General features: G+C 65.6%; 22 protein-coding genes. 5 read left to right on the top strand and 17 right to left on the bottom strand.

Features of this window, described 5'->3' with window-relative positions; genetic code table 11:
- The first annotated feature begins 4 nt into the window (after window positions 1-4).
- From gmhB to FHW83_RS03860, 3 genes are all read left to right on the top strand, one after another.
- Complete coding sequence (gene gmhB / locus FHW83_RS03870; RefSeq protein WP_176645055.1) at window positions 5-571, top strand: D-glycero-beta-D-manno-heptose 1,7-bisphosphate 7-phosphatase; 567 nt, start codon at window positions 5-7, stop codon at window positions 569-571.
- A 68-nt stretch (window positions 572-639) separates the two neighbouring features.
- The gene (locus FHW83_RS03865) at window positions 640-1332 is read left to right on the top strand and encodes a lysophospholipid acyltransferase family protein (RefSeq protein WP_373997170.1); all 693 of its coding nucleotides are present in this window, start codon (window positions 640-642) and stop codon (window positions 1330-1332) included.
- A 17-nt stretch (window positions 1333-1349) separates the two neighbouring features.
- A complete protein-coding gene (locus FHW83_RS03860) occupies window positions 1350-2285 on the top strand; it encodes a YgjP-like metallopeptidase domain-containing protein (protein WP_176645053.1) in 936 nt (311 codons plus the stop codon).
- A 192-nt stretch (window positions 2286-2477) separates the two neighbouring features.
- Here FHW83_RS03860 and FHW83_RS31260 read toward each other — a convergent pair whose 3' ends face one another.
- From FHW83_RS31260 to rfbB, 9 genes are all read right to left on the bottom strand, one after another.
- Window positions 2478-2645, bottom strand: coding sequence for a hypothetical protein (locus FHW83_RS31260; RefSeq protein ID WP_373997161.1), 168 nt, complete (start codon window positions 2643-2645; stop codon window positions 2478-2480).
- Window positions 2646-2936: 291 nt separating this feature from the next.
- Window positions 2937-4211 carry a lipid IV(A) 3-deoxy-D-manno-octulosonic acid transferase gene (gene waaA, locus FHW83_RS03855; RefSeq protein WP_176645052.1) on the bottom strand — a complete coding sequence of 425 codons (1275 nt, stop codon included), beginning with the start codon at window positions 4209-4211 and terminating at the stop codon, window positions 2937-2939.
- A gap of 2 nt (window positions 4212-4213) precedes the next feature.
- Window positions 4214-5200: a lipopolysaccharide heptosyltransferase I gene (waaC, locus tag FHW83_RS03850; RefSeq protein WP_176645051.1), complete on the bottom strand. Its 987-nt coding sequence runs from the start codon at window positions 5198-5200 to the stop codon at window positions 4214-4216.
- A 4-nt stretch (window positions 5201-5204) separates the two neighbouring features.
- Entirely contained in the window at window positions 5205-6587 is a 1383-nt protein-coding gene (locus tag FHW83_RS03845) for a phosphomannomutase/phosphoglucomutase (RefSeq protein ID WP_176645050.1), read from the bottom strand.
- 29 nt (window positions 6588-6616) lie between these two features.
- Window positions 6617-7711, bottom strand: coding sequence for a glycosyltransferase family 4 protein (locus FHW83_RS03840; RefSeq protein WP_176645049.1), 1095 nt, complete (start codon window positions 7709-7711; stop codon window positions 6617-6619).
- Window positions 7712-7928: 217 nt separating this feature from the next.
- Entirely contained in the window at window positions 7929-8786 is an 858-nt protein-coding gene (gene rfbD, locus FHW83_RS03835; protein ID WP_176645048.1) for a dTDP-4-dehydrorhamnose reductase, read from the bottom strand.
- Window positions 8783-9331 (bottom strand): dTDP-4-dehydrorhamnose 3,5-epimerase, encoded by a 549-nt coding sequence (gene rfbC, locus FHW83_RS03830; RefSeq protein ID WP_176645047.1) that lies wholly within the window; start codon window positions 9329-9331, stop codon window positions 8783-8785. The genes rfbD and rfbC overlap by 4 nt, the downstream gene beginning before the upstream one ends.
- Complete coding sequence (gene rfbA / locus FHW83_RS03825) at window positions 9328-10221, bottom strand: glucose-1-phosphate thymidylyltransferase RfbA (RefSeq protein ID WP_176645046.1); 894 nt, start codon at window positions 10219-10221, stop codon at window positions 9328-9330. The genes rfbC and rfbA overlap by 4 nt, the downstream gene beginning before the upstream one ends.
- Window positions 10221-11288, bottom strand: coding sequence for a dTDP-glucose 4,6-dehydratase (gene rfbB, locus FHW83_RS03820; RefSeq protein ID WP_176645045.1), 1068 nt, complete (start codon window positions 11286-11288; stop codon window positions 10221-10223). The genes rfbA and rfbB overlap by 1 nt, the downstream gene beginning before the upstream one ends.
- A 120-nt stretch (window positions 11289-11408) precedes the next feature.
- Between rfbB and FHW83_RS03815 the strand changes: the two genes are divergently transcribed.
- Window positions 11409-12266 (top strand): symmetrical bis(5'-nucleosyl)-tetraphosphatase, encoded by an 858-nt coding sequence (locus tag FHW83_RS03815; RefSeq protein WP_176645044.1) that lies wholly within the window; start codon window positions 11409-11411, stop codon window positions 12264-12266.
- 86 nt (window positions 12267-12352) lie between these two features.
- Here FHW83_RS03815 and FHW83_RS03810 read toward each other — a convergent pair whose 3' ends face one another.
- The 6 genes from FHW83_RS03810 to FHW83_RS03785 are packed head-to-tail and all read right to left on the bottom strand — an operon-like array spanning window position 12353 to window position 16921.
- Window positions 12353-13090, bottom strand: coding sequence for a 1-acyl-sn-glycerol-3-phosphate acyltransferase (locus FHW83_RS03810; RefSeq protein ID WP_176645043.1), 738 nt, complete (start codon window positions 13088-13090; stop codon window positions 12353-12355).
- 10 nt (window positions 13091-13100) lie between these two features.
- A complete protein-coding gene (locus FHW83_RS03805) occupies window positions 13101-14405 on the bottom strand; it encodes a dihydroorotase (protein WP_176645042.1) in 1305 nt (434 codons plus the stop codon).
- Entirely contained in the window at window positions 14402-15367 is a 966-nt protein-coding gene (locus tag FHW83_RS03800; RefSeq protein ID WP_176645041.1) for an aspartate carbamoyltransferase catalytic subunit, read from the bottom strand. Before FHW83_RS03800 ends, FHW83_RS03805 begins: the two co-directional genes overlap by 4 nt.
- Before the next feature lie 4 nt (window positions 15368-15371).
- Complete coding sequence (gene pyrR, locus FHW83_RS03795) at window positions 15372-15881, bottom strand: bifunctional pyr operon transcriptional regulator/uracil phosphoribosyltransferase PyrR (RefSeq protein WP_176645040.1); 510 nt, start codon at window positions 15879-15881, stop codon at window positions 15372-15374.
- Window positions 15878-16267: a Holliday junction resolvase RuvX gene (gene ruvX / locus FHW83_RS03790; protein WP_176645039.1), complete on the bottom strand. Its 390-nt coding sequence runs from the start codon at window positions 16265-16267 to the stop codon at window positions 15878-15880. The genes pyrR and ruvX overlap by 4 nt, the downstream gene beginning before the upstream one ends.
- Complete coding sequence (locus FHW83_RS03785) at window positions 16268-16921, bottom strand: YqgE/AlgH family protein (protein ID WP_176645038.1); 654 nt, start codon at window positions 16919-16921, stop codon at window positions 16268-16270.
- A gap of 152 nt (window positions 16922-17073) precedes the next feature.
- Between FHW83_RS03785 and FHW83_RS03780 the strand changes: the two genes are divergently transcribed.
- Window positions 17074-18510: a deoxyribodipyrimidine photo-lyase gene (locus tag FHW83_RS03780; RefSeq protein WP_176645037.1), complete on the top strand. Its 1437-nt coding sequence runs from the start codon at window positions 17074-17076 to the stop codon at window positions 18508-18510.
- Here the strand turns inward: FHW83_RS03780 and FHW83_RS03775 are convergent.
- Both FHW83_RS03775 and FHW83_RS03770 read right to left on the bottom strand, forming a co-directional pair.
- On the bottom strand, window positions 18494-23998 hold the full coding sequence (locus FHW83_RS03775; RefSeq protein WP_176645036.1) for an Hpt domain-containing protein: 5505 nt from the start codon (window positions 23996-23998) through the stop codon (window positions 18494-18496). The genes FHW83_RS03780 and FHW83_RS03775 overlap by 17 nt on opposite strands.
- An 18-nt stretch (window positions 23999-24016) precedes the next feature.
- Window positions 24017-26326, bottom strand: a complete 2310-nt coding sequence (locus tag FHW83_RS03770) for a methyl-accepting chemotaxis protein (protein WP_176645035.1) — start codon at window positions 26324-26326, stop codon at window positions 24017-24019.
- Window positions 26327-26350 lie beyond the last annotated feature (24 nt).

Genomic DNA, 26350 nt, shown 5'->3' with positions numbered 1-26350 from the left:
GTCCATGAAGCTGGTCATCCTGGATCGGGACGGCGTGATCAACCACGACTCGCCGGACTTCATCAAATCGCCGGCGGAGTGGATCCCCATCCCCGGCTCGATGGAGGCCATCGCCCGTCTGAACCAGGCCGGCTACCGGGTGGTGGTGGCGTCGAACCAGTCGGGCATCGCCCGCGAGTTGTTCGACATGACCATCCTCAACGCCATCCACCAGAAGATGCACAACCTGGCGCAGCAAGTGGGCGCGGACATCGACGCGGTGTTTTTCTGCCCGCACGCGGCGGCCGACAACTGCGACTGCCGCAAGCCCAAGCCGGGCATGTTCACAGAAATCTCGCAGCGCTATAAAATCAGCCTGAAAGGCGTGCCGGTGGTCGGCGATTCGCTGCGCGACCTGCAGGCGGGCTATGTGAGCGGCTGCGTGCCGTACCTGGTCCTGACCGGCAAAGGGGAAAAGACCCAGGCCACCGGCGGCCTGCCGCCGGGCACCATGGTGTTCCCGGATCTGGCGGCGATGGTCACCCACCTGCTGAAAACCAGCACCCCGCCGGCGCTGCACATCGTCAGCTAAACAGTTTTTTGGAGTCTGCATTGGGTCATCCCATTTTGTTCCTGCGTTCCCTGATCTTCACCATCGTGATGGTGGTGTCGACCGTCTTGTGGTCCCTCGTCTGCTTCGCGGCGTCGCCGCTGCCTTACCGCCAGCGTTTCTTCATCACCTCACGCTGGAACGTCTTCATCATCTGGTGCCTGAAGGTGATCTGCGGAATCCGCTATGAAGTACGCGGCCGCGAAAACCTGCCGGATGCGCAGGCCATCCTGCTGTCCAAGCACCAGTCGGCGTGGGAAACCATCTTCCTGCTGCCGAACATGCCGCGTCCATTGGTATTCGTGTTTAAGCGGGAGATCCTGTACATTCCCTTCTTCGGCTGGGCGATGGCGCTGCTGCGCATGATTCCGATCGACCGCAAACAGGGCAAGAACGCCTTCCAGGAAGTGGTCCGCCACGGCAAGCGCCGGCTGGCCCAGGGCCTTTGGATTATCATGTTCCCGGAAGGGACGCGCATCCCGGTCGGCAAAGCGGGCAAGTACAAAAGCGGCGGCACGCGCCTGGCGATCGAGACCGGGTCGGTGGTGGTGCCGATCGCGCACAATTCCGGCGAATGCTGGCCAAAAAACTCTTTCATCAAACGCCCCGGTCTTGTTACAGTATCGATAGGTAAGCCGATTTCGCCCGAAGGCCAGACGCCGGACGGCATGATGCAACAGGTGGAAAATTGGATCGAATCAGAAATGCGCGTCATTTCGCCCCACGCTTACAACGCTGGCTAGACGACCTGGCGACCGCCGTGAAACCGGCGTCGCCAGATCCGAATCAGCCGGACCTGTTCGCACGGGAGGGGCCCAAGCCGGTGTACACCACGCCGGTATGGTCCGTTCCACCCACGCCGGCCAGCGCGAAAAACCCACCACCCGTTTCCCCCTACGTCACGCCGCCGGAAACGGCAGTCCCAGTCAAGACACGTCCTCTCGTCACACCGCCAAGCGACCAGCCGCCGCGCCGGCAATTGATGGTCGGTGAATTCATCCTGGAATATGAACTGCGCCGCTCGACGCGGCGTTCGATCGGCTTCATGATCGACGACGATGGCCTGCGCGTGACGGCGCCGAAGCGCGTCAGCATCGCCGAAATCGACGAAGCGATCCGCACCAAGCAGCACTGGATACTGAGCAAGCTGAAGGAGCGGCGCGAACGCCGCGCGGCGCGGCTGGAGAAGCCGCCGGTGGAATGGGTGGACGGCGCGCAGCTGCCGTATCTGGGCGCCGACATCACCCTGCGGCTGCTGGTCGGCGGACGTAATCGCAGCATCTACAACCCGAACACGCGCGAGCTGTGGGTGACGCTGGTGCCGGGCGCCAGCGAGGAACTGCTGAAAAACCGCGTGCAGACGTGGTATCAGCAGCAGGCCAAAACCCTGTTCGAGGAACGGCTGGATTTATATGCCGGACGGCTGGGCGTGCGCTATCACTCGTTCGGCCTGTCGTCGGCCGGCACCCGCTGGGGCTCGTGCACGGTGGACCGCAAGATCCGCCTGAACTGGAAACTGATCTACTTCTCGCTGCCGCTGATCGACTACGTGGTGGCGCACGAGCTGTCGCACATCCTGGAAATGAACCACAGCCAGCAATTCTGGGACACGGTCGGCCTGATCTACCCCGAATACGAAGAAGCCAAAAACCTCCTCCGCAAGCGCTCTCAGGAACTCCCTGTGCTGTTCCCATAAATCTGAGGAGAGCTGCACAGGAATTGTTGACGACGATCGTTGGAGAAAACAAACACTCTGGCTTAGATGATAAGACTCGCGGCCACAGAAAATCTCAAGGGAAGTTACGTCGTGTGTGGATGAGGTGTCGATATAGTCAAATATCTGCGCCCGGTCACGCTCTGCACGGCGCGTCCAGCGGGCATTCATGGCTCATGCCTTGGCCAGCTTCTTCAAAAGTGCCGCCCGCCGTGCTGCGAACTTTTTCTTTACCGCGGAGTGGGGGATGCCGGGGCGAGGTTCGTCCAGTGCTTCTTGTATTTGCTGGCGAACCCAAGCGTCATACTCTGCTGCTTGTTTTGCTTCGCGCAGTCGCTCCATGGGTACAAGGGGCGATCTACATCAAGCGCAAGGGATTCATTCCGCGCCGTAACGCGCGCGGGTTGGTGCCCCGCTCGTGTCAGAATGGCTGCACATTCCTGTACTGCGAGGTTGCCATGAATCCTGGTGATGAAGCTGAGCCCGGCACGCCGGGCACTGGCGAAGATGTCTGCCCTGTCTGCCAAGGTACAGGGCGCCTGCTTGATGAGGACGACGGTGACGGCGCCCCGTGCCCCAACTGCGGCGGTACCGGCGTGGTGACGGAAGGCATCGGCGGCGGCTGACGCCTTCTTAGATCAGGTCTCGCAGCAGGGCCAGCGTGCGGCGCGTGGCGCCGCGGTGCTGGTTGGCGAACGACTGGGCGTTCAAGCCCATGGTTTCGCGGGCGGCCGCGTCGCTCAGCAAGCGGGCCGCGGCCGCCATCAACGCGTCGGCGTCGGCAACGCGCTGAGCGCCGCCGGCGGCCAGCGCGTCTTCCGTGACCAGTTCGAAATTGAAGGTGTGCTGGCCGATCAGGACCGGCTTGCCCAACGCTGCCGGTTCAATCAGGTTCTGGCCGCCCAGCGGCATCAGGCTGCCGCCGACGAAGGCGACGTCGCAGGCGGCGTAGTAGGCGAACATTTCCCCCATGGAGTCACCCAGCAGCACGTCGGCTTGCAGCTTGCCGCCGTCCAGCGCCAGTTTGCTGCGGCGCTCGACCACGAGGCCTTGGGCGACGATCATCTTTTCCACCTCATCGAAACGCTGCGGGTGACGCGGGACGATCAGCAGCAGGATGTCGGCCGGCAGCGTGGCGCGGGCGGCCGTGAAGGCCGGCAGGATGAGATCCTCCTCGCCTTCACGCGTCGAGGCGCACAGCAGCACCGGACGGGGGCCGATGGCGGCGCGCAGCGCGGCGCCGATGGCCAGCGCGGCTTCCGGCACCACCACGTCGAATTTGATGCTGCCCGTGACTTCCACACGCCGCACGCCCAGCGAGCGGACGCGCTGGGCGTCGGCCTCGGTCTGGGCCGCCACCAGCGAGATGCCGCGCGCGGCGTCGGTCAGCAAGGCGCCAAAGCGCGTCGCCTTGCGCAGCGAGCGCTCCGACAGGCGGGCGTTGGCCAGCACCACCGGCACCTTGTGGGCGCCGCAGACCGCGATCAGGTTGGGCCAGACCTCGGTCTCCATCAGGATGCACACACGCGGCTGGAAGTGGCGGATGAAGCGCGCCACCATGCCGGCCGTGTCGTAAGGCAGGTACGATTGCCGCAGGCGCTCGCCATGCCTGGCAAACAAGGCCTTGCCGGTGGCGCGGCCGGTGGGCGTCATGTGGGTGAGGACGATACGGCTGTCGGGATAGGCGGCCAGCAAGGCGTCGACCAGCGGCTCGGCGGCGCGCGTTTCGCCCACCGACACCGCGTGCACCCACAGCACCGGGCCGGAGGCGGGTGTGGCGCGGCCGTAGAAGCCGAGACGCTCGGCCCAGTGCTGGCGGTAGCCCGGCTCCTGGCGGCCGCGCAGCCACAGGCGCGTGAGCACCAGCGGCAAGGCCAGCCACCACATCAGGGAATAAAGCGCTCGCATGGTCAGCCCAGCAGACTCCGGGCCGCCGTCAGCACCTCCGCCACCGATGGCGGCGTGCCCTGATCGCCCAGGTTGATGATGCGCGGCGACCAGTTGCCCTCGGTCTTCCAGCGCGGCGAATCGGCATAGATCTCCACCGTCGGCCGCACGAAGGCGGCCGCGATGTGCACCAGCCCCGTGTCCACGCCGATCACCAGCGATGCGCGGCGCGCCACCATGATGGCATCGGCCATCGACAGCTTGGGCAGCACGCGCGCATTCGGCAGGCCGGCGGCGATCCGCTCCGCCTCCGCCTTTTCTTTCGGCGAGCCCCATGGCAGCAGGATCGGCATCGGCGCCAGCTCGCGCCCCAGGGCGATCCAGTTTTCAATCGACCACTTCTTGGCGTCGCGCGCCGTGCCGTGGAAGTAGACCGCGTACGTCTCTGGCATCCACTCCGGGCGCGGCGTATCATCCGGCACAGCGGGCAGGCCGAAATCGGCCGGCGTATCGACCGCGTAGCCGAGCGCCGCGCCGGCCACGATGCGGCCGCGCGCCACCGCGTGCGTGCGCGGATCGGTCGGAATGCTCAGGTTATGGAAAATGCGCGAGATGCCCTCGTAGCCGGAACCCTCGCTGCCGTTGGCCAGGCCCACCTTGCGCCCGCCCTTCACCACGCGCGCGGCGCCCATGATGATGCCGGTCTTGAGCAGACCCTGGGTGTCGAACACGTAGTCGTACTCCTGTTGGCGCAGGGTGCGGAAGAAGGTCTTGATCTCGGCCCGCGTCTCCGCCTTGCCGAGACTCTTGCGCCAGCGCCGCAGCGCGAACGGAATCACGTTGCGCACGCGCGCGTTCAGGCGCACCAGGCTGACAAAGCCCTCCTCCACCACCCAGTCGATGTTCGCGTTCGGGAAGTGGCGGGCGATGTCGGCCACCATGGGCATGTTGTGCAGCACGTCTCCCAGCGAGGAGACGCGCACCAGCAGGATGTTCAGGGGCCGCGTCATGACCTTAGAACGGCAGTTCCGCGTCCGGCTTGGCGGCCAGGATCACGTCGCGGAACTGGCCCTGGATGCGCGCCAGCGCGGCCGGCGTCTCGGCTTCAAAACGCATCACGATCACCGGCGTGGTGTTGGACGAACGCGCCAGGCCGAAACCGTCGGCGTATTCCACACGCAGGCCGTCGATGGTGATGATGCGCTCATTGCCGGGGAACGTGGCGTCGGCGCGCAGCTTGTCCATCAGCGCGAAGTTCTCGCCTTCCTTCAGGTGCAGGTGCAGCTCGGGCGTGCTGTCCGACTGCGGCAGGGCGTTCAGCAGCGCCGACGGATCTTTTTCCCTGGTCAGGATTTCCAGCATGCGGGCGCCGGCGTACAGGCCGTCGTCGAAGCCGTACCAGCGGTCCTTGAAGAAGATATGGCCGCTCATCTCGCCGCCCAGCGGCGAACCGGTTTCCTTCAGCTTGGCCTTGACCAGCGAGTGGCCGGTCTTGTACATCAGCGGCTTGCCGCCGGCCTTTTCGATGTAAGGCGCGAGGTGGCGCGTGCACTTCACGTCGTACAGGATCTCCGCGCCCGGGTTGCGCGACAGGACGTCGCCGGCGAACAGCATCATCTGGCGGTCCGGGAAGATGATCTGGCCGTCCTTGGTGACCAGGCCGAGGCGGTCGCCGTCGCCGTCGAAGGCCAGGCCGATCTCGGCGTCGCTCTCCCGCAGGCAGCGGATCAGGTCCTGCAGGTTTTCCGGATGCGCGGGGTCCGGGTGGTGGTTCGGGAAATTGCCATCCACTTCGCAGAACAGCTCGATCACCTCGCAGCCCATGCCGCGATACAGGTCGCCGGCAAACGCGCCGGCCACGCCGTTGCCGCAATCGACGGCGATCTTGATCGGGCGCGCGATCTTCACGTCGCCGATGATGCGTTGCAGGTACTGCGCGCGGATGTCATGGGTGCTGTAGGCGCCCGGCGTGGCCGCCGAGGAGCCGTCGTGCGCCAGGATGCTGTCATACAGGCCGGTGATGGCCTCGCCGTGGATCGCCTCGCCGGCCAGCACCATCTTGAAGCCGTTGTAGTCCGGCGGATTGTGGCTGCCGGTGACCATGATGCCCGAGGCCGCGCCCAGCACATTGGTGCCGAAGTACACCATCGGGGTGGCCACCACGCCCAGGTCGATCACGTCCACGCCGGACGACTGCAGGCCTTCGGCCAGCGCCTTGATCAGCGCCGGGCCGGACAGGCGGCCGTCGCGGCCGATCACCACTTTCTTCTCGCCCTTGGCCAGCGCGGCACGGCCAAACGCGGCGCCGATCTGGTACGCCACGCCGGCGTCCAGGGTTTTATCGATGATGCCGCGGATGTCGTAAGCTTTGAAAATCGTCTTGGATAGAGTAACCATAGTGTGTAAGAGCGGAGGGTTAGTGTATATCAGTGTTTCTTGTGCCTGATCATCCAGCGCGGCGCCTTGAAGCGCACGATGCGCACGTAAATCCAGATGTAGCTGCCGATAAACATGATACAGGACAGCATCAACACCCAGGTGTGGCGCCAGAACACGGTGGCCGGGATCACCGCCATCAGCGAGAACAGCCACAGGTAGGGCGAGGTCAGCGAGTTGCGGCGGATCAGGGCGCGCGCCTCCTTGCGGCCCACGGCCCACTGCACCACGCGGCGGAAGATCAGGCTGTGCAGGTGGATGCCGTCCGGCATGGCCGGCGACTTACCGCGCACAAACATGCGGCGATATACGGAAAACAGGGTTTCAAACGCCGGGTAGATCAGCAGCAACGCGGCATACCAGGTGGACACCTGAGGATTGCGCATCACCAGCAGCAAGGCCAGCTCGCCCAGCATGAAGCCGATGAAATAGGCGCCGCCGTCGCCGAGGAAAATCAGGCCGACCGGATAATTCCAGATCAGGAAGCCGGCGGTGGCGCCGGCCACCATCAGCGCGGCGATCAGCACGAACATATCGTTGACCTGCAAGGCCACGTAGCCGAGCGACAGCAGCATGCAGATGCACACCACGCTGGCCAGGCCGTTAAAGCCGTCAATGATGTTGACGGCATTGGCAATCCCGGCCACCGCCAGCACGGTGAGGGGCAATGTCACCCACATATACGGCAGGGTCCAGGCCGAGAACGCCCAGTCGAGGCGGTCGATGCGGGCGTCCAGCAGGAAATAGCCGAGCGTGGCGGCGGCCATGGTCAGCAGCAGGCGGCGCAGCGGGCTGACGCGGCCGGTATAGTCTTCAACGATGCCGCCGATAAACGCCACCGCCGAGCAGGCCAGCAGCGAGAGCAACCACTCACTCATCACCGGCACGCGCCAGATGGAGATCGCCGAGCTCAGTGCCACCGACAGGAAGATGGACAGGCCGCCGATGCGGGCCACGTTATGAACGTGCACTTTTTGCACGCCGTTGAAATCGGAATCGAGCGCCGGACCGTGCAATCTCGCTTCTTTAATCACCAACAGGGTCAGCAGCGCCGAAGCGATAAAGCTCAGTAGGAAGGAAAACATATTATCATTATCAGCATGCCAACTGCTGATTGTACCTGATTAAACACGGCGGCCCGGAAATCAGGCCGCCGGCATGATACCAGCAGAGACTTGCCCAAGCTCGCCTGCTTACCAATCGATACAACTCCGGGGTCAGGTCCTCCATTTCTACACGAGCTCTGCCGTAGCCCTCGGCTACGGCAGAGCTCGTGTAGAAATGGAGGACCTGACCCCGGAGTTAGCGCATGCAGAGGCGGAGCGCTTCTTTCCAGTCAGGCAGGTGGCAGAAGCGCGCCATCAGGCGCTCGGACGACATCACCGAGTATTGCGGGCGGCGCGCCGGGGTGGGATAGTCGGCCGTGGTGATCGGCAGCACTTTGCACGACAGGCCCGCTTCTTCGATGATGGCCTCGGTGAACGCGTGCCAGGTGGTCTGGCCCTGCGCGCTCAGGTGATAGACGCCGCTGTTCTGCACCCACCACTCGCGCCCGCCCGCGTGCGCCTGCGACAACACCTGCGCCGTGACGTCGGCAATGGTGCGGCTCCACGTCGGCGCGCCGTGCTGGTCGGCCACCACCCGCAGTTCGTCGCGCTCTTTTGCCAGCCGCAGCATGGTCAGCAGGAAGTTCTTGCCGCGCATGCCGTACACCCAGCTGGTGCGGAAGATCAGGTGCGGGATGCCGGCCGCCGCGATCGCCCGCTCGCCGGCCAGCTTGCTGGCGCCGTAAACGTTGAGCGGGCCGACCGGGTCGTCCTCGACCCTAGGCGCCGCCTGCGAACCGTCGAACACGTAGTCGGTGGAGTAATGCACCAGCGCCGCGCCCAGCGCCCTGGCCTCCTCGGCCATGACGGCCGGCGCCTCGGCGTTGATGCGGTGCGCCAGTTCAGGCTCGCTCTCCGCCTTGTCCACCGCCGTGTAGGCGGCCGGGTTGACGATCAGTTGCGGCTTGACGCGGCGGATCACCGCCCGCACCTGGTCCAGATCCGACAGGTCCATCACATCGCGGTCCACCGCCACCACCTCGCCCACGCCCTGCAGGCTGCGCGCCAGCTCGTAGCCCACCTGGCCGCTGCCGCCAGTCAGCAGCACTTTCATGCGAACACCTCGGCATCCGCCAGCAGCAGCGCCGCCTGGTCCTTGCCCGACAGCAGCGGCGCAGTGTCCAGCGCCGGCCACTGGATGCCGATCGCCGGGTCGTTCCACAGGATGGCGCGCTCATGCGCCGGCGCCCAGTAATCGGTGGTCTTGTACAGGAAATCGGCGGTGTCCGAGATGACCACGAAGCCATGCGCAAAGCCCGGCGGTATCCACATCTGCCGCTTGTTCTCGGCCGACAGCTCGCAGCCATACCATTGGCCGAAAGTCGCCGAGCTCTTGCGAATATCCACCGCCACGTCAAATACGGCACCGCTGGTGGCGCGCACCAGCTTGCCTTGCGCCTGCTGGATCTGGTAATGCAGCCCGCGCAGCACGCCCTTGGACGAGCGGGAATGATTATCCTGCACGAACTCGGCCTTCACCCCGGTCAACTCGGCAAAGCGCTGGGCGTTATAGCTTTCAAAGAAAAATCCGCGGTCATCGCCGAATACCCGTGGCTCCAACACCAGCAAGCCTTCCAGCGGCGTGGTAATGACGTTCATCGTGGCACGACCTTGTCTTCCAGGATTTGCAGCAGGTACTGGCCGTACTGGTTCTTCTTCAGCGGCTCGGCCAGCTTGCGCAGCTGTTCGGCGTTGATGTAACCCTTGCGGTAGGCGATCTCCTCCGGGCACGCCACCTTCAGGCCCTGGCGCTTCTCGATGGTGGCGATGAACTGGCCCGCCTCCAGCAGCGACTCGTGGGTGCCGGTGTCCAGCCAGGCCATGCCGCGCCCCATCACTTCCACATTCAGCTGCCCCTTGTCGAGGTAAACCTTGTTGACGTCGGTGATCTCGAGCTCGCCGCGCGCGGACGGCTTGATGCTGGCGGCGATGTCGCACACCTGGTTGTCGTAGAAATACAGGCCGGTGACGGCGTAGTTCGACTTCGGCTGCTTCGGCTTTTCCTCGATCGACACGGCGGTGCGCTGGGCGTCGAACTCGACCACGCCATAGCGCTCCGGATCCTGCACGTGGTAGGCGAACACGGTGGCGCCGTCGGTCTGCTCGGTGGCATGACGCAGCAGCGCGTCCAGGTCGTTGCCGTAGTAGATGTTGTCGCCCAAAATCAGCGCCGACGGCGAATCGCCGACGAACTCCTTGCCGATGATGAAGGCCTGCGCCAGGCCGTCCGGCGACGGCTGCACCGCGTAGCTGATGTTGATGCCCCACTGGCTGCCGTCGCCCAGCAGGTCCTTGAAGCGCGGGGTGTCCTGCGGTGTCGAGATCAGCAGGATGTCGGTCATGCCGGCCAGCATCAGCACCGTCAGCGGGTGGTAGATCATCGGCTTGTCGTAGATCGGCAGCAGCTGCTTGGAGACGCTCATCGTCACCGGGTACAGGCGGGTGCCGGAACCGCCCGCCAGAATGATGCCCTTACGCTTGTTGCTCATCACTGCCCCTCGCGATTGAAGTAATTGGTTTCCACCCACTTGGCGTAGCTGCCCGACTGCACGTCCGCCACCCAGGCCTGGTTGTCCAGGTACCATTGCACGGTCTTGGCGATGCCGGTCTGGAAGGTCTCGGCCGGCTTCCAGCCCAGCTCGCGCTCCAGCTTGCGCGCGTCGATGGCGTAGCGGCGGTCGTGGCCCGGCCGGTCCTTGACGAAGGTGATCTGGTCGCGGTAGCTGCCTTGCGCCTTCGGCTTGAGCTGGTCCAGCATGTCGCACAGGGTGTGCACCACGTCCAGGTTGGCCATCTCGTTCCAGCCGCCGACGTTGTAGGTTTCGCCCAGGCGGCCCGCCTCCAGCACGCGGCGGATGGCGGCGCAGTGGTCGCTGACGTACAGCCAGTCGCGCACCTGCTGGCCGTCGCCGTAGATCGGCAGCGGCTTGCCCGCTTGCGCGTTGGCGATGATCAGCGGGATCAGTTTTTCCGGGAAGTGGTACGGCCCGTAGTTGTTGGAGCAGTTGGTGGTCAGCACCGGCAAGCCGTAGGTGTGGAAGTACGAGCGCACCAGATGGTCGGACGCCGCCTTCGACGCCGAGTACGGGCTGTTCGGCGCGAACGCGGTGGTTTCGCTGAACGGCGGATCGTTCGGGCCCAGCGTGCCGTACACCTCGTCGGTCGACACGTGCAGGAAGCGGAAGGCGGCCTTCTCATCGTCCGGCATGCCGGACCAATAGGCGCGCGCGGCCTCCAGCAGGCTGAAGGTGCCGTTGATGTTGGTGTTGATGAATTCGCCAGGACCGAGGATGGAACGGTCGACGTGGCTTTCCGCCGCGAAGTGCACCACCGCGCGCGGCTTATGCTGCTGGAACAGCGCCAGCACCTGGGCCTGGTCGCAGATGTCGCCGCGCACGAAGATATGGCGCGCATCCTGCTTCAGCGAGGCCAGGTTGTTGAGATTGCCGGCGTAAGTCAGCTTGTCGTAGTTGAGTACCGGTTCATCCGACTGAGCCAGCCAGTCCAGAACGAAATTCGAACCGATAAAACCAGCACCACCCGTTACAAAAATCATTTAGTATCCCGCAGCAAGCGTCAAATTAGTCGTAAGCATGATTTTATGTGATGTGCCCCGTATCAGGGCAAAAAAACAGGGTAATTCAGACCCCAAAGCAACGAACAAGTGAGTATCCATATGAAAACCTATGTAATCGGGGATTTGCAGGGCTGCCATGAGCAGGCGCTGGCCATTCTCGAGCGCATACGCGCGCACGCGGCGGCCGCCGGCGCGGCCGAGCCCGCCATCCTGTTCGCAGGCGACCTGATCAACCGCGGCCCGGATTCGCTGGCCACCCTGCGCCACGTGCGCAAGCTGGCCATGGCCAGCGGCGGGCTGATCGACAGCGTGCTGGGCAATCATGACCTGCATTTGCTGGCGGTGGCTTATGGCATCCGCCCCGAGCACAAGTCCGACACGCTGGCCGAGATCCTGCACGCGCCGGACCGCGATGAATTGATCGACTGGGTGCGCCAGCGGCCGCTGGCCATTCAGGTGCAGGGCCATGTGCTGGTGCACGCCGGCCTGCTGCCGCAATGGACCGGCGCGCAGGCGATGGCGCTGGCCGGCGAGGTGCAGGCCATGCTGCGCAGCGATGGCATTGCCGAATTTCTGGCCGAGATGTATGGCAATGAGCCGGCGCAGTGGTCGGATGAGTTGCAGGGCGCCGATCGGCTGCGCTGCATTATCAACGCCATGACGCGCCTGCGCTTCTGCAGCGCCGATGGGGTGATGGATTTCAAGATGAAGGAGAGCGGCACCGCCGATCCATCGACCGGGCTGATGCCGTGGTTTGAGGTGCCGGGACGGCGTAGCGCGCAGGAGACCGTGGTGTTTGGCCACTGGTCGGCGCTGGGGCTGAAGCTGGAGCCGAACCTGATCGGGCTCGATAGCGGTTGCGTGTGGGGCGGGCAGCTGTCCGCCGTGTGCCTGGAAGACCGCAGTCTGCTGCAGGTGCAGTGCCCGGAATTCCAGTCGCCGAAAAAGCAGGCGTAGTCATTCCGGCGCAGGCCGGAATCCATAACCCGTGTGCCTTACCGCGAACTCAGCATGGATTCCGGCTTCCGCCGGAATGACGGGTGTCAGCTGACGCCGAGCGCCGCGGCGACCGCCTTGTGCGACGCTTCGGCCAGTTCGCGCCGGTGCGCGCCGACGCTGTCCAGCGGCGGCAAAATGGCCAGCCGCGCCTTCACCGGCGGGCCGTTCAGGATCAGCATGATGCTTTCCGCGAAACTGGTCTCGCCGATGAAATCCACCGACGGATGCGACGCGCCGCTGGCATCCCTGTAGGTCAGCGCGAACGGCTGCACCGGCACTTTCGCGTCGATGGCCGCCTCGAACAGATTCGCATGGAACGGCAGCAGCTGCCCCTGCGCCGCCGTGGTCCCCTCCGGGAAGAAAGCCACGCGCTCGCCCTTCTCCAGGCTGTGCACCAGCCCTTTGAAGATGTGGCGCAGGTCGCGCCGGTTGCCGCGCGCGATGAACACGGTGCCGGCCTTCTCCGCCAGCCAGCCCGCCAGCGGCCACGAGCGGATCTCGGCCTTGGCCACGAAGTGGCTCGGATACAGGCTGTGCACCACGAAGATGTCCAGCCACGACACGTGATTGGCCACCACCACGCAATGCTCCAGCGCCGGCGCGCTGCCGGCCGCCTGCTCCACCGTCACATTGCACAGCGCCAGCAGCCTGGTCGACCAGCGACGGATGTGGCCGTTACGCTGTTCCTGACCAATCCACGGAAACACCGTGGCGCAAATCGCCATGCCCTTGAACACGTGCAGCATCACCCGCGCGAGGCGGAATATCGTCGACAGTTTCATGCAAGGCGGTTCAGCGTTGGTAGGCGACGTGGCCGGCCACGATGGTGGTTTTCACCTGACCTGCCAGGTTGTAGCCGAGGAACGGCGTGTGCTTGCCCTGGCTGGCCAGCGCCGACGCTTCCACCGTCCAGTGTGCGCCGGCGTCGAACAGGACCACGTCCGCCACCGCGCCCACCGACAGCGTGCCGGCATCCAGACCCGCCACGCGCGCCGCTTCCGAGGTGATGCGTGCCAGCGCGCGCGACAGCGGGCGCTGCGAACCTGTGTCCTGGGTGGCGGCGTAATCCTCGGCCCACTTCAGGGTCAGCGACAGCAGCAGTTCCAGGCCGGTGGCGCCCGGCGAGGCCTCACCAAACGGCAGCAGCTTTTCATCGTCATCCACCGGCGTGTGGTCCGAGCACAGCGCATCGATGGTGCCGTCCAGCAGGCCCAGACGGATGGCATCGCGGTCGCGCTGGCTGCGGAATGGCGGGTCCATGCGCGCGTTAGAATCGAAGAAGCCGATATCGGCGTCGGTCATGTGCACGTGGTGGGCGCCAACGTCGCAGGTGACCGGCAAGCCCTCTGCCTTGGCCTTGCGGATCAGTTCCAAGCCGGCCGCCGACGAAATGCGGCACAGGTGCACGCGCGCGCCGGTGGCGCGCATCAGCTCGAAGATGGTGTGCAGGGCGATGGTTTCCGACATCACCGGCACGCCCGACAGGCCAAGGCGCGAGGCCAGCGGGCCGGAAGCGGCCACGCCGCCACGGCCGATGTGCGCGTCCTGCGGACGCAGCCACACGGTGTAGCCGAAGGTCTTGGCGTATTGCAGCGCGCGCAGCAGCACGTTGGTGTCGGCGATCGGCTGTTCCGCGTGCGAGAAGCCGATGCAGCCCGATTCGGTCAGGGCCGACATCTCGGTCAGCGCCAGGCCTTTCAAGCCGGTGGTCAGCGCGCCCAGCGGGTGCACGTGCGCCTGGTTCAGCTTTTGCGCGCGGTGTTTCAGCATCTCCACCAGGCCCGGCTCGTCCAGCACCGGATCGGTGTCCGGCGGGCACACCAGCGAGGTGACGCCGCCTTGCACGGCGGCCTGCATTTCCGATTCCAGCGTGGCCTTGTATTCAAAGCCCGGCTCGCGCAGGCGCGCGGACAGGTCGACAAAGCCGGGCGCCACGATCAGGCCGATGGCGTCGATGGTTTCGTCGGCCGTGAAGCCGGCTGGCGCCGCGCCCACCGCCAGCACCTTGCCGTCCGCCAGATAAACGTCGTTGAGGCCGTCGATGCCGTTGGCCGGATCGATCACATGGCCGTTTTTAATGTGAATATTCTTCTTCATGCTTGCGTTCCTGCCACGATACTCATCACCGCCATGCGTACGGCGATACCAAACGTCACCTGCGGCAGGATCACCGCCTGCGCGCCATCCGCCACGGCGGAATCGATTTCCACGCCGCGGTTCATCGGCCCCGGGTGCATCACGATGGCGTCCGGCCTGGCCAGCGCCAGGCGCTCCGGCGTCAGGCCATAGCTCTTGAAGTATTCGCCGGCCGAGGGCAGCAGCGCGCCGCTCATGCGTTCGTTCTGCAGGCGCAGCATGATGATCACGTCGACGTCCTTCAGGCCTTCATCCATGTTGGTGAAGGTGCGCACGCCCATCTGCTCCAGGCCGCCCGGCAGCAGGGTGTGCGGGCCGATGGCGCGCACTTCCGGCACGCCCAGCGTGGTCAGCGCGTGGATGTCGGAGCGCGCCACGCGGCTGTGCAGGATGTCGCCGACGATGGCCACGCGCAGGTTGGTGAAGTCCTTCTTGTAGTGGCGGATGGTGTACATGTCCAGCAGGCCCTGGGTCGGGTGCGCGTGGCGGCCATCGCCCGCGTTCACCACGTGCACGTGGTTCTGCTTGGTCTCCATCAGGTGCTTGGCGATCAGGTAGGGCGCGCCCGACTGCGCGTGGCGCACCACGAACATATCGGCGTGCATGGCCGCCAGGTTGTCGATGGTGTCCAGCAGCGATTCGCCCTTGCTGGTCGAGGAGGCCTGGATGTTGAGGTTGATGACGTCGGCCGACAAACGCTTGGCGGCGATCTCAAACGTGGTGCGGGTGCGGGTGGAGTTCTCGAAAAACAGGTTGAACACCGATTTGCCGCGCATCAGCGGCACTTTCTTGACGTCGCGGTCGGAGATGCCGACGAACGACGACGCGGTGTCCAGGATGTGATTGAGGATCGCCTTCGGCAGCCCCTCGATCGACAGCAAGTGCTGCAGCTCGCCGTGTTTGTTCAGTTGCGGATTAAGCATGGTTTTATTCGATAGTTAGCGTAAATTTTCCATCGTCGGCGCGCTTTTGCAGCACCAGCGCCTGCCCCTTCGGCACCGCGACGTGGCCGGCCACGAAGTCGGCCGCCACCGGCAGCTGGCGTTCGCCGCGGTCGACCAGCGCGGCCAGCATGATGCGCGCCGGGCGGCCGTAGTCGAACAACTCGTTGATGGCGGCGCGCGTGGTGCGGCCGGTGTACAGCACGTCGTCGACCAGCAGGATGTTGGCCGCCGCCACCTCGAAGCCGATATTCGTCGGCTTGACCTCGGCGGGCAGGCCCTTCTTGGCGTAGTCGTCGCGGTAGAAGGACACGTCCAGCACGCCGCAGCGGGCCGACAGGCCGAGATCGGCCGCGAGGCGCTCGGCGATCCAGGCGCCGCCGGAGTGGATGCCGACGATGGCGACATCCGGCACGCCGGCCAGGCCGGCTTTCACATCGGCCAGCAGCGTGGCGTACAGCTGCTCGGCGTCGAGTTGGTTGGGATTGAGAGTCATAGGGAATCGAAGTATTGTTGCAAGATGATGGCGGCGGCGCGGTCGTCGATCACCTCGCCGCGCTTGGCCGAAATCACGGCCGAGGAATAGCGCTCATCGACCAGTTCCACCGGCAGGTTGAAGCGGCCGTTCAGTTGATTGGCAAAACGGCGCGCCCGCGCCGTCATTTCATGTTCATTGCCGTCCGGATGCATGGGCAGCCCGACCACCAGCCGGGCCGGCTTCCATTCATCGAGCAGCTTCTGGATATCGGCAAAGCGGGTGGCGTTGTCCTCGGCCTGGATGACTTTCAGAGGCTCCGCCTGGCGCAGCATGGTGTTGCCCATGGCCACGCCGATTCTTTTCACACCGAAGTCGAACGCAAAAATGGTGTCGATACCGCTCATTTACGCGTGGCCCGCCTCGGAGGTGAGCATCAGCGGGTCGATGCCCAGCAGGCGCATGGCGGCGGTGTAGCGTTCCTCGATCGGCATGTTGAACAGGATTTCCGGATCGGCGCCCACCGTCAGCCAGCCGTTGCGGCTGATTTCCTCCTCCAGCTGCCCCGGGCTCCAGCCCGAGTAGCCGATCGACACCAGCATGCGCGGCGGCCCTTCGCCGGCCGCCACCGCCTCCAGCACGTCGATCGAGGTGGTGAAGGCCACGTCCTTGGTCACCGTCAGCGAGGACGAATAACGGTGGCCCGGCGTGTGCAGCACGAAGCCGCGGTCGTCCTGCACCGGGCCGCCGAACATGATGGGCTCGTCGTCATGGCCCTCGAGGCCGTGGTCGACCTTGAGGTCGATGCGCTCGAACAGCGTGTGCATGGTCATGTCGGTGGGCTTGTTGATCACCACGCCCAGCACGCCGTTTTCATTGTGTTCGCAAACATACACCACCGTGCCGCCGAACACCGGATCTTGCATGGATGGCATTGCAATAAGGAAATGATTCGCCAGATTCAGCGTGCTGGTCGGCGCGCCGGCTGGTTCCAGGGGGTCGCCGGCGTCTTGCATCAGGCCGGGAACAGGTAGAGTTTTGCCTATTTTGCTCTTCTTCATACAAGTTGCTCTCTCTGCTGTGTGCGTGTTCTCTCTGTGCTGCTGACAATTACTGTAGTATCGCGCGGCTAGCAACTCTGTCTAAACCGTAGTTTACACTGAATTGAGGGCACAGCCACGATTGCGTCCCTCACAAGATTGACACAGACCGAATGAAACTGACTTCTTCCCTCGTATGGCTGCGCCGCGACCTGCGCGTTTTCGACCATGTGGCCCTGCACCAGGCCCTGCTGTCCAGCGAAAAGGTGTATTGTGTTTTTGTCTACGACACCACCATCCTGGACACCCTGCCGCGGCGCGACCGCCGGGTCGACTTCATCCACGCCAGCATTGCCGAGGTGGCGGCCGAGCTGGAACAGCTGGGCGGGCACCTGATCGTCCGCCATGGCGATCCGGCGCACGAGATTCCGGCGCTGGCGGCGCAACTGGGCGTGGATGCGGTGTTCTGCAACCACGATTATGAACCGCAAGCCATCGCCCGTGACGCCACGGTGGATCGCGCGCTGCAAGCGGCCGGCCGCCAGTTCCACAGCTACAAGGATCAGGTGATCTTTGAAAAGAGCGAGGTGCTGTCGCAGACCGGCGGCGTGTTCTCGGTGTTCACACCCTATAAAAACGCCTGGCTGAAAAAACTGGCGGCCGATCCCTCGGTGCTGGCGCCGTACCACATCGAGCCGCACGCGGCCCGTCTGGCGCCGCCGCCCTCGCCCGCCCCGGCGCTGCCGACGCTGGCCGAGCTGGGCTTCGAGCCGAGCAATCTGGCCGAGCTGAAGATTCCGACCGGCATGTCGGGGGCGGCGCAGCTGTTTGAGGATTTCCTGTCGCGCATCGCGGATTACAACGTGGCGCGCGATTTCCCGTCCGTGAAGGGGCCGTCCTACCTGTCGGTGCACTTCCGTTTCGGCACGCTGTCGGTGCGCCACCTGGTGCGCACGGTGCTGGACTTGCAGGAGCGCGGCGCCGGCGGCGAAGGCGCGGCCGTGTGGCTGTCGGAATTGATCTGGCGAGAGTTCTACGCCATGATCCTGTATCACAATCCGCACGTGGTGGGCGGCGCCTTCAAGCCGGCCTACGATGCGATCGAATGGGAAACGGGGCCGGAAGCCGACGAGTTGTTCGCCGCCTGGTGCGAGGGCCGCACCGGCTACCCGCTGGTGGACGCGGCCATGCTGCAGTTGAACCAGACCGGTTATATGCACAACCGCCTGCGCATGGTGACGGCCTGCTTCCTGATCAAGGACCTGGGCATCGACTGGCGGCGCGGCGAGGCATACTTCGCGCTGCACCTGAACGACTTCGACCTGGCGTCCAACAACGGCGGCTGGCAGTGGGCCTCGTCCTCGGGCTGCGACGCGCAGCCTTACTTCCGCATCTTCAATCCGATCACGCAGTCGGAGAAATTTGACGCGCAGGGCAAATTCATCCGCCGCTACCTGCCGCAGCTGAAGGCGCTGAGCGACAAGGAGATCCACGCCTCGTGGCTGGCGCCGCGCATGCTGGCGCCGGACTACTGGCCGCCAATCGTCATGCACGACGAAGCGCGCAAGCGCACGCTGGAGCGCTACGAGGTGGTCAAGAAGCCTGCGTGAGCAAGCCGCTGATCGCCTCCAGCAGCACGTCCTCCTGATACGGCTTGCCGAAGTAGGCGTTCACGCCCAGCTCCAGCGCGACGTTGCGGTGCTTGTCCGCGCTGCGCGAGGTGATCATGATGATGGGGATGCCGCGCGTGCGCTCGTCGCCGCGCACATTGCGCGTGAGGTCGAAACCGTCCATGCGCGGCATCTCGATATCGACCAGCATCAAGTCCGGCGGGGTTTCCTGCAGCTGTTCCAGCGCGTCCACGCCGTCCTTGGCCAGCAGCACGCGGTAGCCTTCGCGCTCCAGCAGGCGCTGGGTCACGCGGCGCACGGTCAGCGAATCGTCCACCACCATGATGGTGCGGCCCAGCGCGGGGTTTGCCACATTCGTGGCGGGACTGTCCGCCGCCGCTTGCGCGTAGCGCTCTTTCACTTCCGGGTGATGGGCGAGATGCTGCGCCAGCGCCACCGGATTCAGGATCAGCACAATGTCGCCCGTCCCCAGCACCGTGGCGCCGGCGATGCCGACCATGCGCGCCAGCTGCGGGCCGATGTTCTTGATCACCACCTCGCGGTTGCCCAGCACTTCATCCACTTGCAGGGCGAGGCGTTCATTGCCGTTCTTGAGCATCATCACCGGCGACGAACGTTGCGCCGGCGGCTGCGCCGCATCGCCCAGCAGCGTGGGCAGGTACTGCATGCCGCCGGCGCGCGCCTCCGCCAACGCGGCTTCCTTCATTTGCAGCACTTGCTCGACCAGGATGGCCGGCAGCGCGTAGGTCTTGCCGCCGGCGGCCAGCAGCACCACCTGCGTGACGGCCAGCGTCAACGGCAGGCGGATGGTGAAGCGCGTCCCCTTGCCCGGCACCGAATACAGGTCGACCCGGCCGCCCAGCGACTGCGCTTCCGACTGCACCACGTCCATGCCGACGCCGCGTCCCGACAGTTCGGTCAACGCTTCGGCGGTGGAGAAGCCGGGTTCGAAAATCAGGTCGGCGATTTGCGCGTCGGTGACCTGTTCATCCGCGTCCAGCAAACCGACGCTGATGGCCTTGGCCTTGATGCGCTCCAGATCGAGGCCGCCGCCGTCGTCGCTGAAGTCGATCACGACTTCGTTGCCCTCCTGCGCCACCTGCACCAGCAGTTCGCCGGTTTCGTTCTTGCCGGCGGCGGCGCGGCCGTCGCGCGACTCGACGCCGTGGGCGATGGCGTTGCGCAGCAGGTGCTCGAATGGCGCGGACATGCGTTCGAGCACGCTGCGGTCCAGCTCCACGCCGCCGCCCCGGATGTCGAGGTTGACGCGCTTGTCGACGTCCTTCGCGCTTTGGCGGGCGACGCGGAACAGGCGTTCGGAGATGCTGGCGAAGGGCACCATGCGTACGCGCATCAGGTCGCGCTGCAGGTCGCGCGTGAGGCGCGCTTGCTGCGTCAGGTCGGTGTGGGCGTTGTCGACGCTGCGGGTCAGGCTCTCGTGGAAGCTGGCCACATCGTTGACGCTTTCGGCCATCATGCGGGTGAGTTCCTGCAGCCGCGTGAAGCGGTCGAATTCGAGCGGGTCGAATTCGCGGTCGCTGGAGATGGCCATGCGCGAGGCGATCTGCGATTCCGCCTGCATTTCGATTTCGCGCAACTGGCGGCGCAGACGGGCCAGGTTGTCGGAGAAATCGGCCAGCGAGGAGCGCAGGGTCTCGACTTCGTTTTCCAGCTTGGAGCGCGAGATCGAGACTTCGCCGGCCTGGTTGACCAGGCGGTCGAGGATGTCGGCGCGCACGCGCACCAGTGGCGACCTGGCGCCGGCCGGCGCGTCTTCGGCGGTTGGCGCGGCGGCTTGCGTCGCCGGCGCAGCCGGGACCTCGTCGATCAGGGTGGTGACGTCGTCGGCAAGATCGGCCACGGCGGCTGGCTGCGCGGCGTCCGGTTTTTGCAGTTGTTCGAACAGCAGCAGCGCATGGTCGTAGTGGGCCAGCAGTTCTTCGAAGGCATGCGGCGTGGCGGAGCCGGCGTGCACCATGTTCTCGATATGGGTTTCGATCTCGTGGCAGTGCTGGCCCAGGCGCATGGCGCCTGCCATGCGCGCGCTGCCCTTCACGGTGTGCAGGAGCCGCAGCAGGCTTTGGGCGTGAATGCTATCGGTCGGCGTGTGCTGCCATGCGCGCAGGGCCTCGCCGACTTGCGGCAGCAGGTCGGCGCCTTCTTCCAGGAAGACCGGCAGCAGGTCGGCGTCCAGTTCGTCGTGGAAGATGGCCGGGGCGGCGGCCAGGATTTCCGGTGCGGCGGGCGCCAGGGGAATGACTTCCGCTTCCGGCTCGGCGGCAGGCGGCGGCGCGTCGGCTACGGCTTCGACCTGCGGCGCGGGTTCCTCGACCGGCGCTTCGACCGCGGCGGGCGGCTGCGGCGGCTCGGCTTCGGCCTGCCGCGGCGGCTCGGAGGCCAGCGGGGCGGCGATCTTTAGTGGCGGTTCCGCGAAGGCGTCGTCAAAGGCCGCATTGAACAAACCGTCGATGCCATCATCGGCGTGCACTTCCGGCTTTTTCTTCAGCGGTGGCGCGGTCGGCGCATCCGACTCCGGCACGGTGCCGCTGATGGCGTTGTAGGTCTCGCGGAACAGCTGATCCAGCGGCGATTCCTGCACCTCCGGCGGGGCGTTCAGGCCATCCATGGTCTCCGCCACCAGGTCATCCAGGCGCGACTCGATTTCATTGCTGGCCGCCGGCGGCGTGACCGCCAATTCATCGCGCAGTCCCTGCAATGCGCTGATCAGTTCCGGCTGCGCCGGCGGCATCTCGCCGGCGGCGAAGTTCTGCAGCATCTGGCGGATGCGCTGCATGGTGAAGTCCAGCAGGTCGTGCTGTACCTGGTCCAGATGCGGCGCCGGCGGCACCAATACCTCCAGCGTGCTTTCCAGCGCCAGCGCCAGTTCGCGCAGCGCCTTGAAGCCGACCGTGCCCGAGGTGCCGGCCAGCGTGTGCGAGGCCGCCAGCGCCTCAGGATTCACCGGGCGGCGCGGCTCGTGGCGCCATTCACCGAAATCCTGCTCCAGCTTGCGCACCAGGTCATCGGATTCGTGCAGGTAGATGTTGTACAGCGGCAGAGGGATTTCCATGCCGCCGATAAGCTTGACGTTGTCGTCGCGCGGCGGCGTGGGCGGCGCGATGGTCGGGAATTCGATGACGTTGCCGTGGGCGACCAGCGGCGGCAAGGCCGGTGCGGACGCGCTGGGCGCGGCGATATCGTCGGTCGGCGCGTCCGTGGTCGCATCGGCCGGCGCGGGCGCGGCCGGAGTGGCGGCAAGATCAGGCTCGCCGCCCTCCTGCATGCGCGCGGCGGCGGCGACCAGGGCATCGCCGTTGCGGGCGGAGACGCCGTTGGCGATCAGCTCCGCCACCCAAGCGCTCATTTCCTGCTCCGCACCACTCAACAAATCATATAGCGCATCGGTGGCGGGACGCTGCTCCGCCAGCCACACATTCATCACCTTCTCGATGGCATACGCCGCGTCGGCAAACTGGTTCAGGCCCACCATGCGTCCGCTGCCCTTCAGCGTATGGAAGGAGCGCCGCAACATGGTCAGATTCTCTTCCGTGCGAGGCAAGGGCAAGGCCTCGCCGACAAACGCCAGCACTTCCCGCGCTTCGGAGATGAAGATCTCCAGCAGCTCCGCCTCCACCGCCGCGTCGCTGGCGGCGGGCGGCGCCTCGGCAGGCATGGCCACAGGCGCCGGTGCCGGCACCTGCTCCTCCAGCACCGGTATCGACGCGGACTCCGCGATTTTCTTGAACGGCACCGACCGGAAACTGCCCTGCGCCGCATCGAACGCAAAGCGCTCGCGCGCACCGGCCGCGTTCTGCGCCAGCATGTCGACAAAGAAGCCCAGCGCACCGACGTTCTGCGCGATATCGTCCAGCGCTTTCGACTCCTGCGCCGGATCGTCGTCTCCGCGCGCCAGCGCCTGCACCGCCGATTTCACATGCCGCGCGGCGTGCATCGCATCATCCTGATCCAGCACCGCCAGCGCGCCTTGCAGCTGATGCAGCACCGGGTCCAGCTCCAGCAGCGACGGACGCCTGGAGGGATCGGCGTAGTAGTCGTCCAATACCTTCTCGACCTGGCGCAAGCCGGTTTTCATCTCCATCGCCAGCGCGACCACCGTATCGTCCTGCTGCATCTGGTGCGCCAGGCCGCTTTGCCATTGCGCCGGTTCGGGCGGCGTTTCGCCGGCGACCAGCGCCAGCAAGCGCGCGCCGATGGTGTCCGCATGCGCGGCGAAATCGTCCGGCAGATGGCGGATGTGTTGCAGACCATGTTCGGCAAACAGCAAGGCGGTGGCCATCTCCAGCGCCAGCTCCTCGCTGCGGCCGGCGGAAACCGCCTTGCGCGCGACGTCGGCCAGCTGGCGCAGCAAGGCGCCGAGCGCCGGCAGATTCAGTTTCTCGCATTCGGCGGCGACGTCCTGCAGCGCGGTGTCGAACGCGGCATCCAGATCGGGATCGATTTCGGCGTTGGCCAGACGATCCCAGTTGGCCTTGGCCTGCGCGATGCCGGCCTTGGCGCGCTCCAGCGCCTCGGTGTCGATCTGGCCGTAGCGGCGGGTTTCATAGTCGGCCGGCGCCAGGCCATCCAGCGCATAGGCGGCGCGTACCTGCTGAACGATGGGCGAGTCGGATTCCGTGCCGGCGGTGGCGATGAAGAACAGTGCGTCGCGCAGCATGGTTTCCGGCTGCGCGGCCGTGCCCTGGCTCAGGCGGCGGATTTGCAGGTTGATCAAGCCAAACAGCTGCTTGACGTACAGGCCGCCGGGCAGCGCGCCCCCGGCCACCAGTTCGGCGAAGGCTTGCATCGCCAGCCAGAAGGCACGCGCCTGCCCGTCCCGCTGCGCGTCGGCCACCAGCCTGATGGCCTCCAACAGCGCGCCGGCATCGCCGGTGCCCTTCATGTAAGGCAGCAACGCGCGCTCGAAGCGCTGGCGGAACGCGGCGTAGTCCGGCGCGCCCTCGCCATCGGCGGCGCTGGCGGCCAGCGGCAGGCTCACTGGCTGCGACAAATCAGGATAGAACAAATCGGCCGGATGGACGCGCTCCGCGCCCATCATCTCCTGCACCGCGCGATAGTACGGGAACAGCTTGGCCGGCTGCGACGGCGCGCCTTCCAGCAGCTCCTCCAGATACTCCACCAAGGCCTGATACAGCTGCGCCACCGCCTGCGCATGATCGGTGCTGCATTTCAGCGTGCCGGCCTTGAAGCGGTCCAGCGCCGCCTCGGCCACCTCGGTCATCAGGCTGACGCCATCCACGTCCACCATCTGCAACGCCCCATGCGCCTGATGCAAATGCGATTTGGCATGCTGCAGCTGGGTGGCCTGATCTTCCGGCTCCCGTCCGCCCGCCTCGAACAAGGCGGTGCGCGAACGTGCCAGCGACTCGCGGATCTCCACCATCACCCACGACAGGGGCCCGGTGTCCAATTGCGGTTGCCGTGGAATCGAAAAATCAGTCTTGCTCATGCTGGTCTGGGCCTTTCATTAAGTTATGCGGAAGCGCGCCACGGAGTTCTTCAACTCCTGCGCCAGCACCGATAACTTGTGAATCGATTGCGCGGTTTGCTGCGTACCGTCCTGCGTCTGCTCCGTCACCGCCAGGATATGCTGAATGTTCTGCGCCACGCCGGACGCGGACGTGGCCTGCTGCCCGGTCGCCTGCGCGATCCCGGAAATCAGCTCGGCCAGGCGATTGGACACCTGCGAAATATCGTGCAGCGCCGCTCCCGCCGCATCGGACAGGCGCGCGCCTTCCACCACGCCCTGGGTCGACTTCTCCATCGCCGCCACCGCATCGTGCGTGTCGGTCTGAATCGCGCGCACCAGCGCGCCGATCTGCTTGGCCGCCTCGGCCGAACGCTCCGCCAGCCGCTGCACCTCCTCCGCCACCACCGAGAAGCCGCGCCCCGCCTCGCCGGCCGACGCGGCCTGGATCGCCGCGTTCAGCGCCAGCACGTTGGTCTGCTCGGTAATATCCGAAATCAGCTCGGTGATCTCGCCGATCTCCTGCGACGACTCGCCCAGCCGCTTGATACGCTTGGAGGTGTCCTGAATCTGCTCCCGGATCTCGTGCATGCCCTTGATTGCGTTTTCCACCGCCGTCGAGCCTTGCCGCGCCGCCGCCACCGATTGCAGCGCCACGTCGGCCGACTCGCTGGCCGAGCGAGACACGTCGGTAATCTCGTTGGCCATCTTCACCACCGTGGCCGACGCGTCCTGGATTTCGCGCGACTGCTGCTGCGACGCCTGCAGCAGGTCGCTGGAAATGCTTTGCGCGTGGGTGGACGCCTTGGTCACCTGCTCCGCCGTCACCGTCACCCGGCCCACCAGGCCGCGCAGCTCCTCCACCGTGTAATTGACCGAATCGGCGATCGCGCCGGTGATGTCCTCGGACACCGTGGCCTGCACGGTCAGGTCGCCGTCCGCCACTTCCTGCAGCTCGTTCATCAGGCGCAGGATCGCGGCCTGATTCTGATCGTTCATCGCCTTGGCTTCCTCTTCCTTCTTCTGCGCCTGCTGGCGCATCGCGTCCGCCTCCTGGCGGCGGCGTTCCGCGCCGCGCGTGCGGTTGTGCGAATCCATCAGCAGCACGCGGCCGATGGCGGCCGCCGTCATCAGCGTCAGCATGCCGCCCACCACCATCAGCCAGAACGTGATGTCGAGCGAATCCTGATTCTCACGGTAAGCCTGCTGCAGCACGGTCAGGCGCTGGCGCAGCGCCTCGTTGTCGTTGAAGATCAGCTGCTCGGCGGCCTTGGCGGCGTGGAATTTGTCCAGCCGCTCCAGCACCATCGCCACCAGCTTCTGATAGGCCTCGAACGCTGCCTGCAGCTCGGTGAACTTGGCGCGCAGGTCCGGCTCGCGCACGGCGGCCAGGCCTTGCTGCGGGCTGCCATTGAGGAAGCCGTCGAGGGTGTTGCGGAACACGGTGGTGTCGCGCCCCAGCTGGAAGGCCGTGTCCGCGCTGATGCCGCCGGCCGTGAGGAATTCGCCGGCGCTGCGGTTCATGCGCTGGGTCAGCATGGTGAGCTTGCCGAGCGCCGCGATCTCGCGCGCCGGGGCGCCGCGCTGCACCTTCAGGCCGATGATGTCCTCGGTGCGGACCAGCAGGTCGGGCGACATCTCGTTCAGCTTTTGCAGCGTCTTGTCCATGCCGCTCAGGTCCGCCTTCAGCTGCAGGATGGTGCCGGCCGCGAGGTCGGTCGCGCTCCACTGCTTGCGCGCCGCCGCCACCACGGTGGCGATGTCCGACGGCGGCTCGCCAATCGCGCGGCCCTGATACTGGCCGCCGCTGGTCATCAGCTTGATGTCGTTATTGAGTTCCTTGCGGCTTTCCTCCAGCTGGCGGAAGCCCTCGGCGCTGCCCTGCACCGCGTTGGGCGCGGCCTTGCCGATGCGCTGCGAGTGCATCAGCGCGTCGCTGGCCACCTGGGTTTGGGCCGAGCGGTTGGCGCTGTGGATGTTATTCATCGCCACGAACACCACGCTCATGCCGATGCTGACCGCCAGCGCGGTCGACAACACGCTCAGTTGGCGCTGCGGCGGCAAATGGCCGATCAGGGGCAGTTTGAAACCGGGGCCGGCATCGGCGGCATCGGCGCCGGCGCGACGGCCGCCCAGCGCGTCGCGCAGGCGCAGCGGGGCGGCATCGGCATCATCGGCGACGGCGGGCGATGACGCGGCGGCGGGCGTGCCTTCGGCGGCGCCCAGAAACTGCGAGTCGCCAAACTCTGAATTGGACGCCGCGTCTGGTGCGGCATTCCGGCTGCCGCGCGAGAAAATCTTAAAAGCCATACACCCTCTCCGGATTAAGTGTTT

The organism is Duganella sp. SG902, from assembly GCF_013376005.1.
Classification (GTDB): domain Bacteria; phylum Pseudomonadota; class Gammaproteobacteria; order Burkholderiales; family Burkholderiaceae_D; genus Rugamonas.
This window is presented reverse-complemented; position numbering and strand designations above follow the sequence as displayed.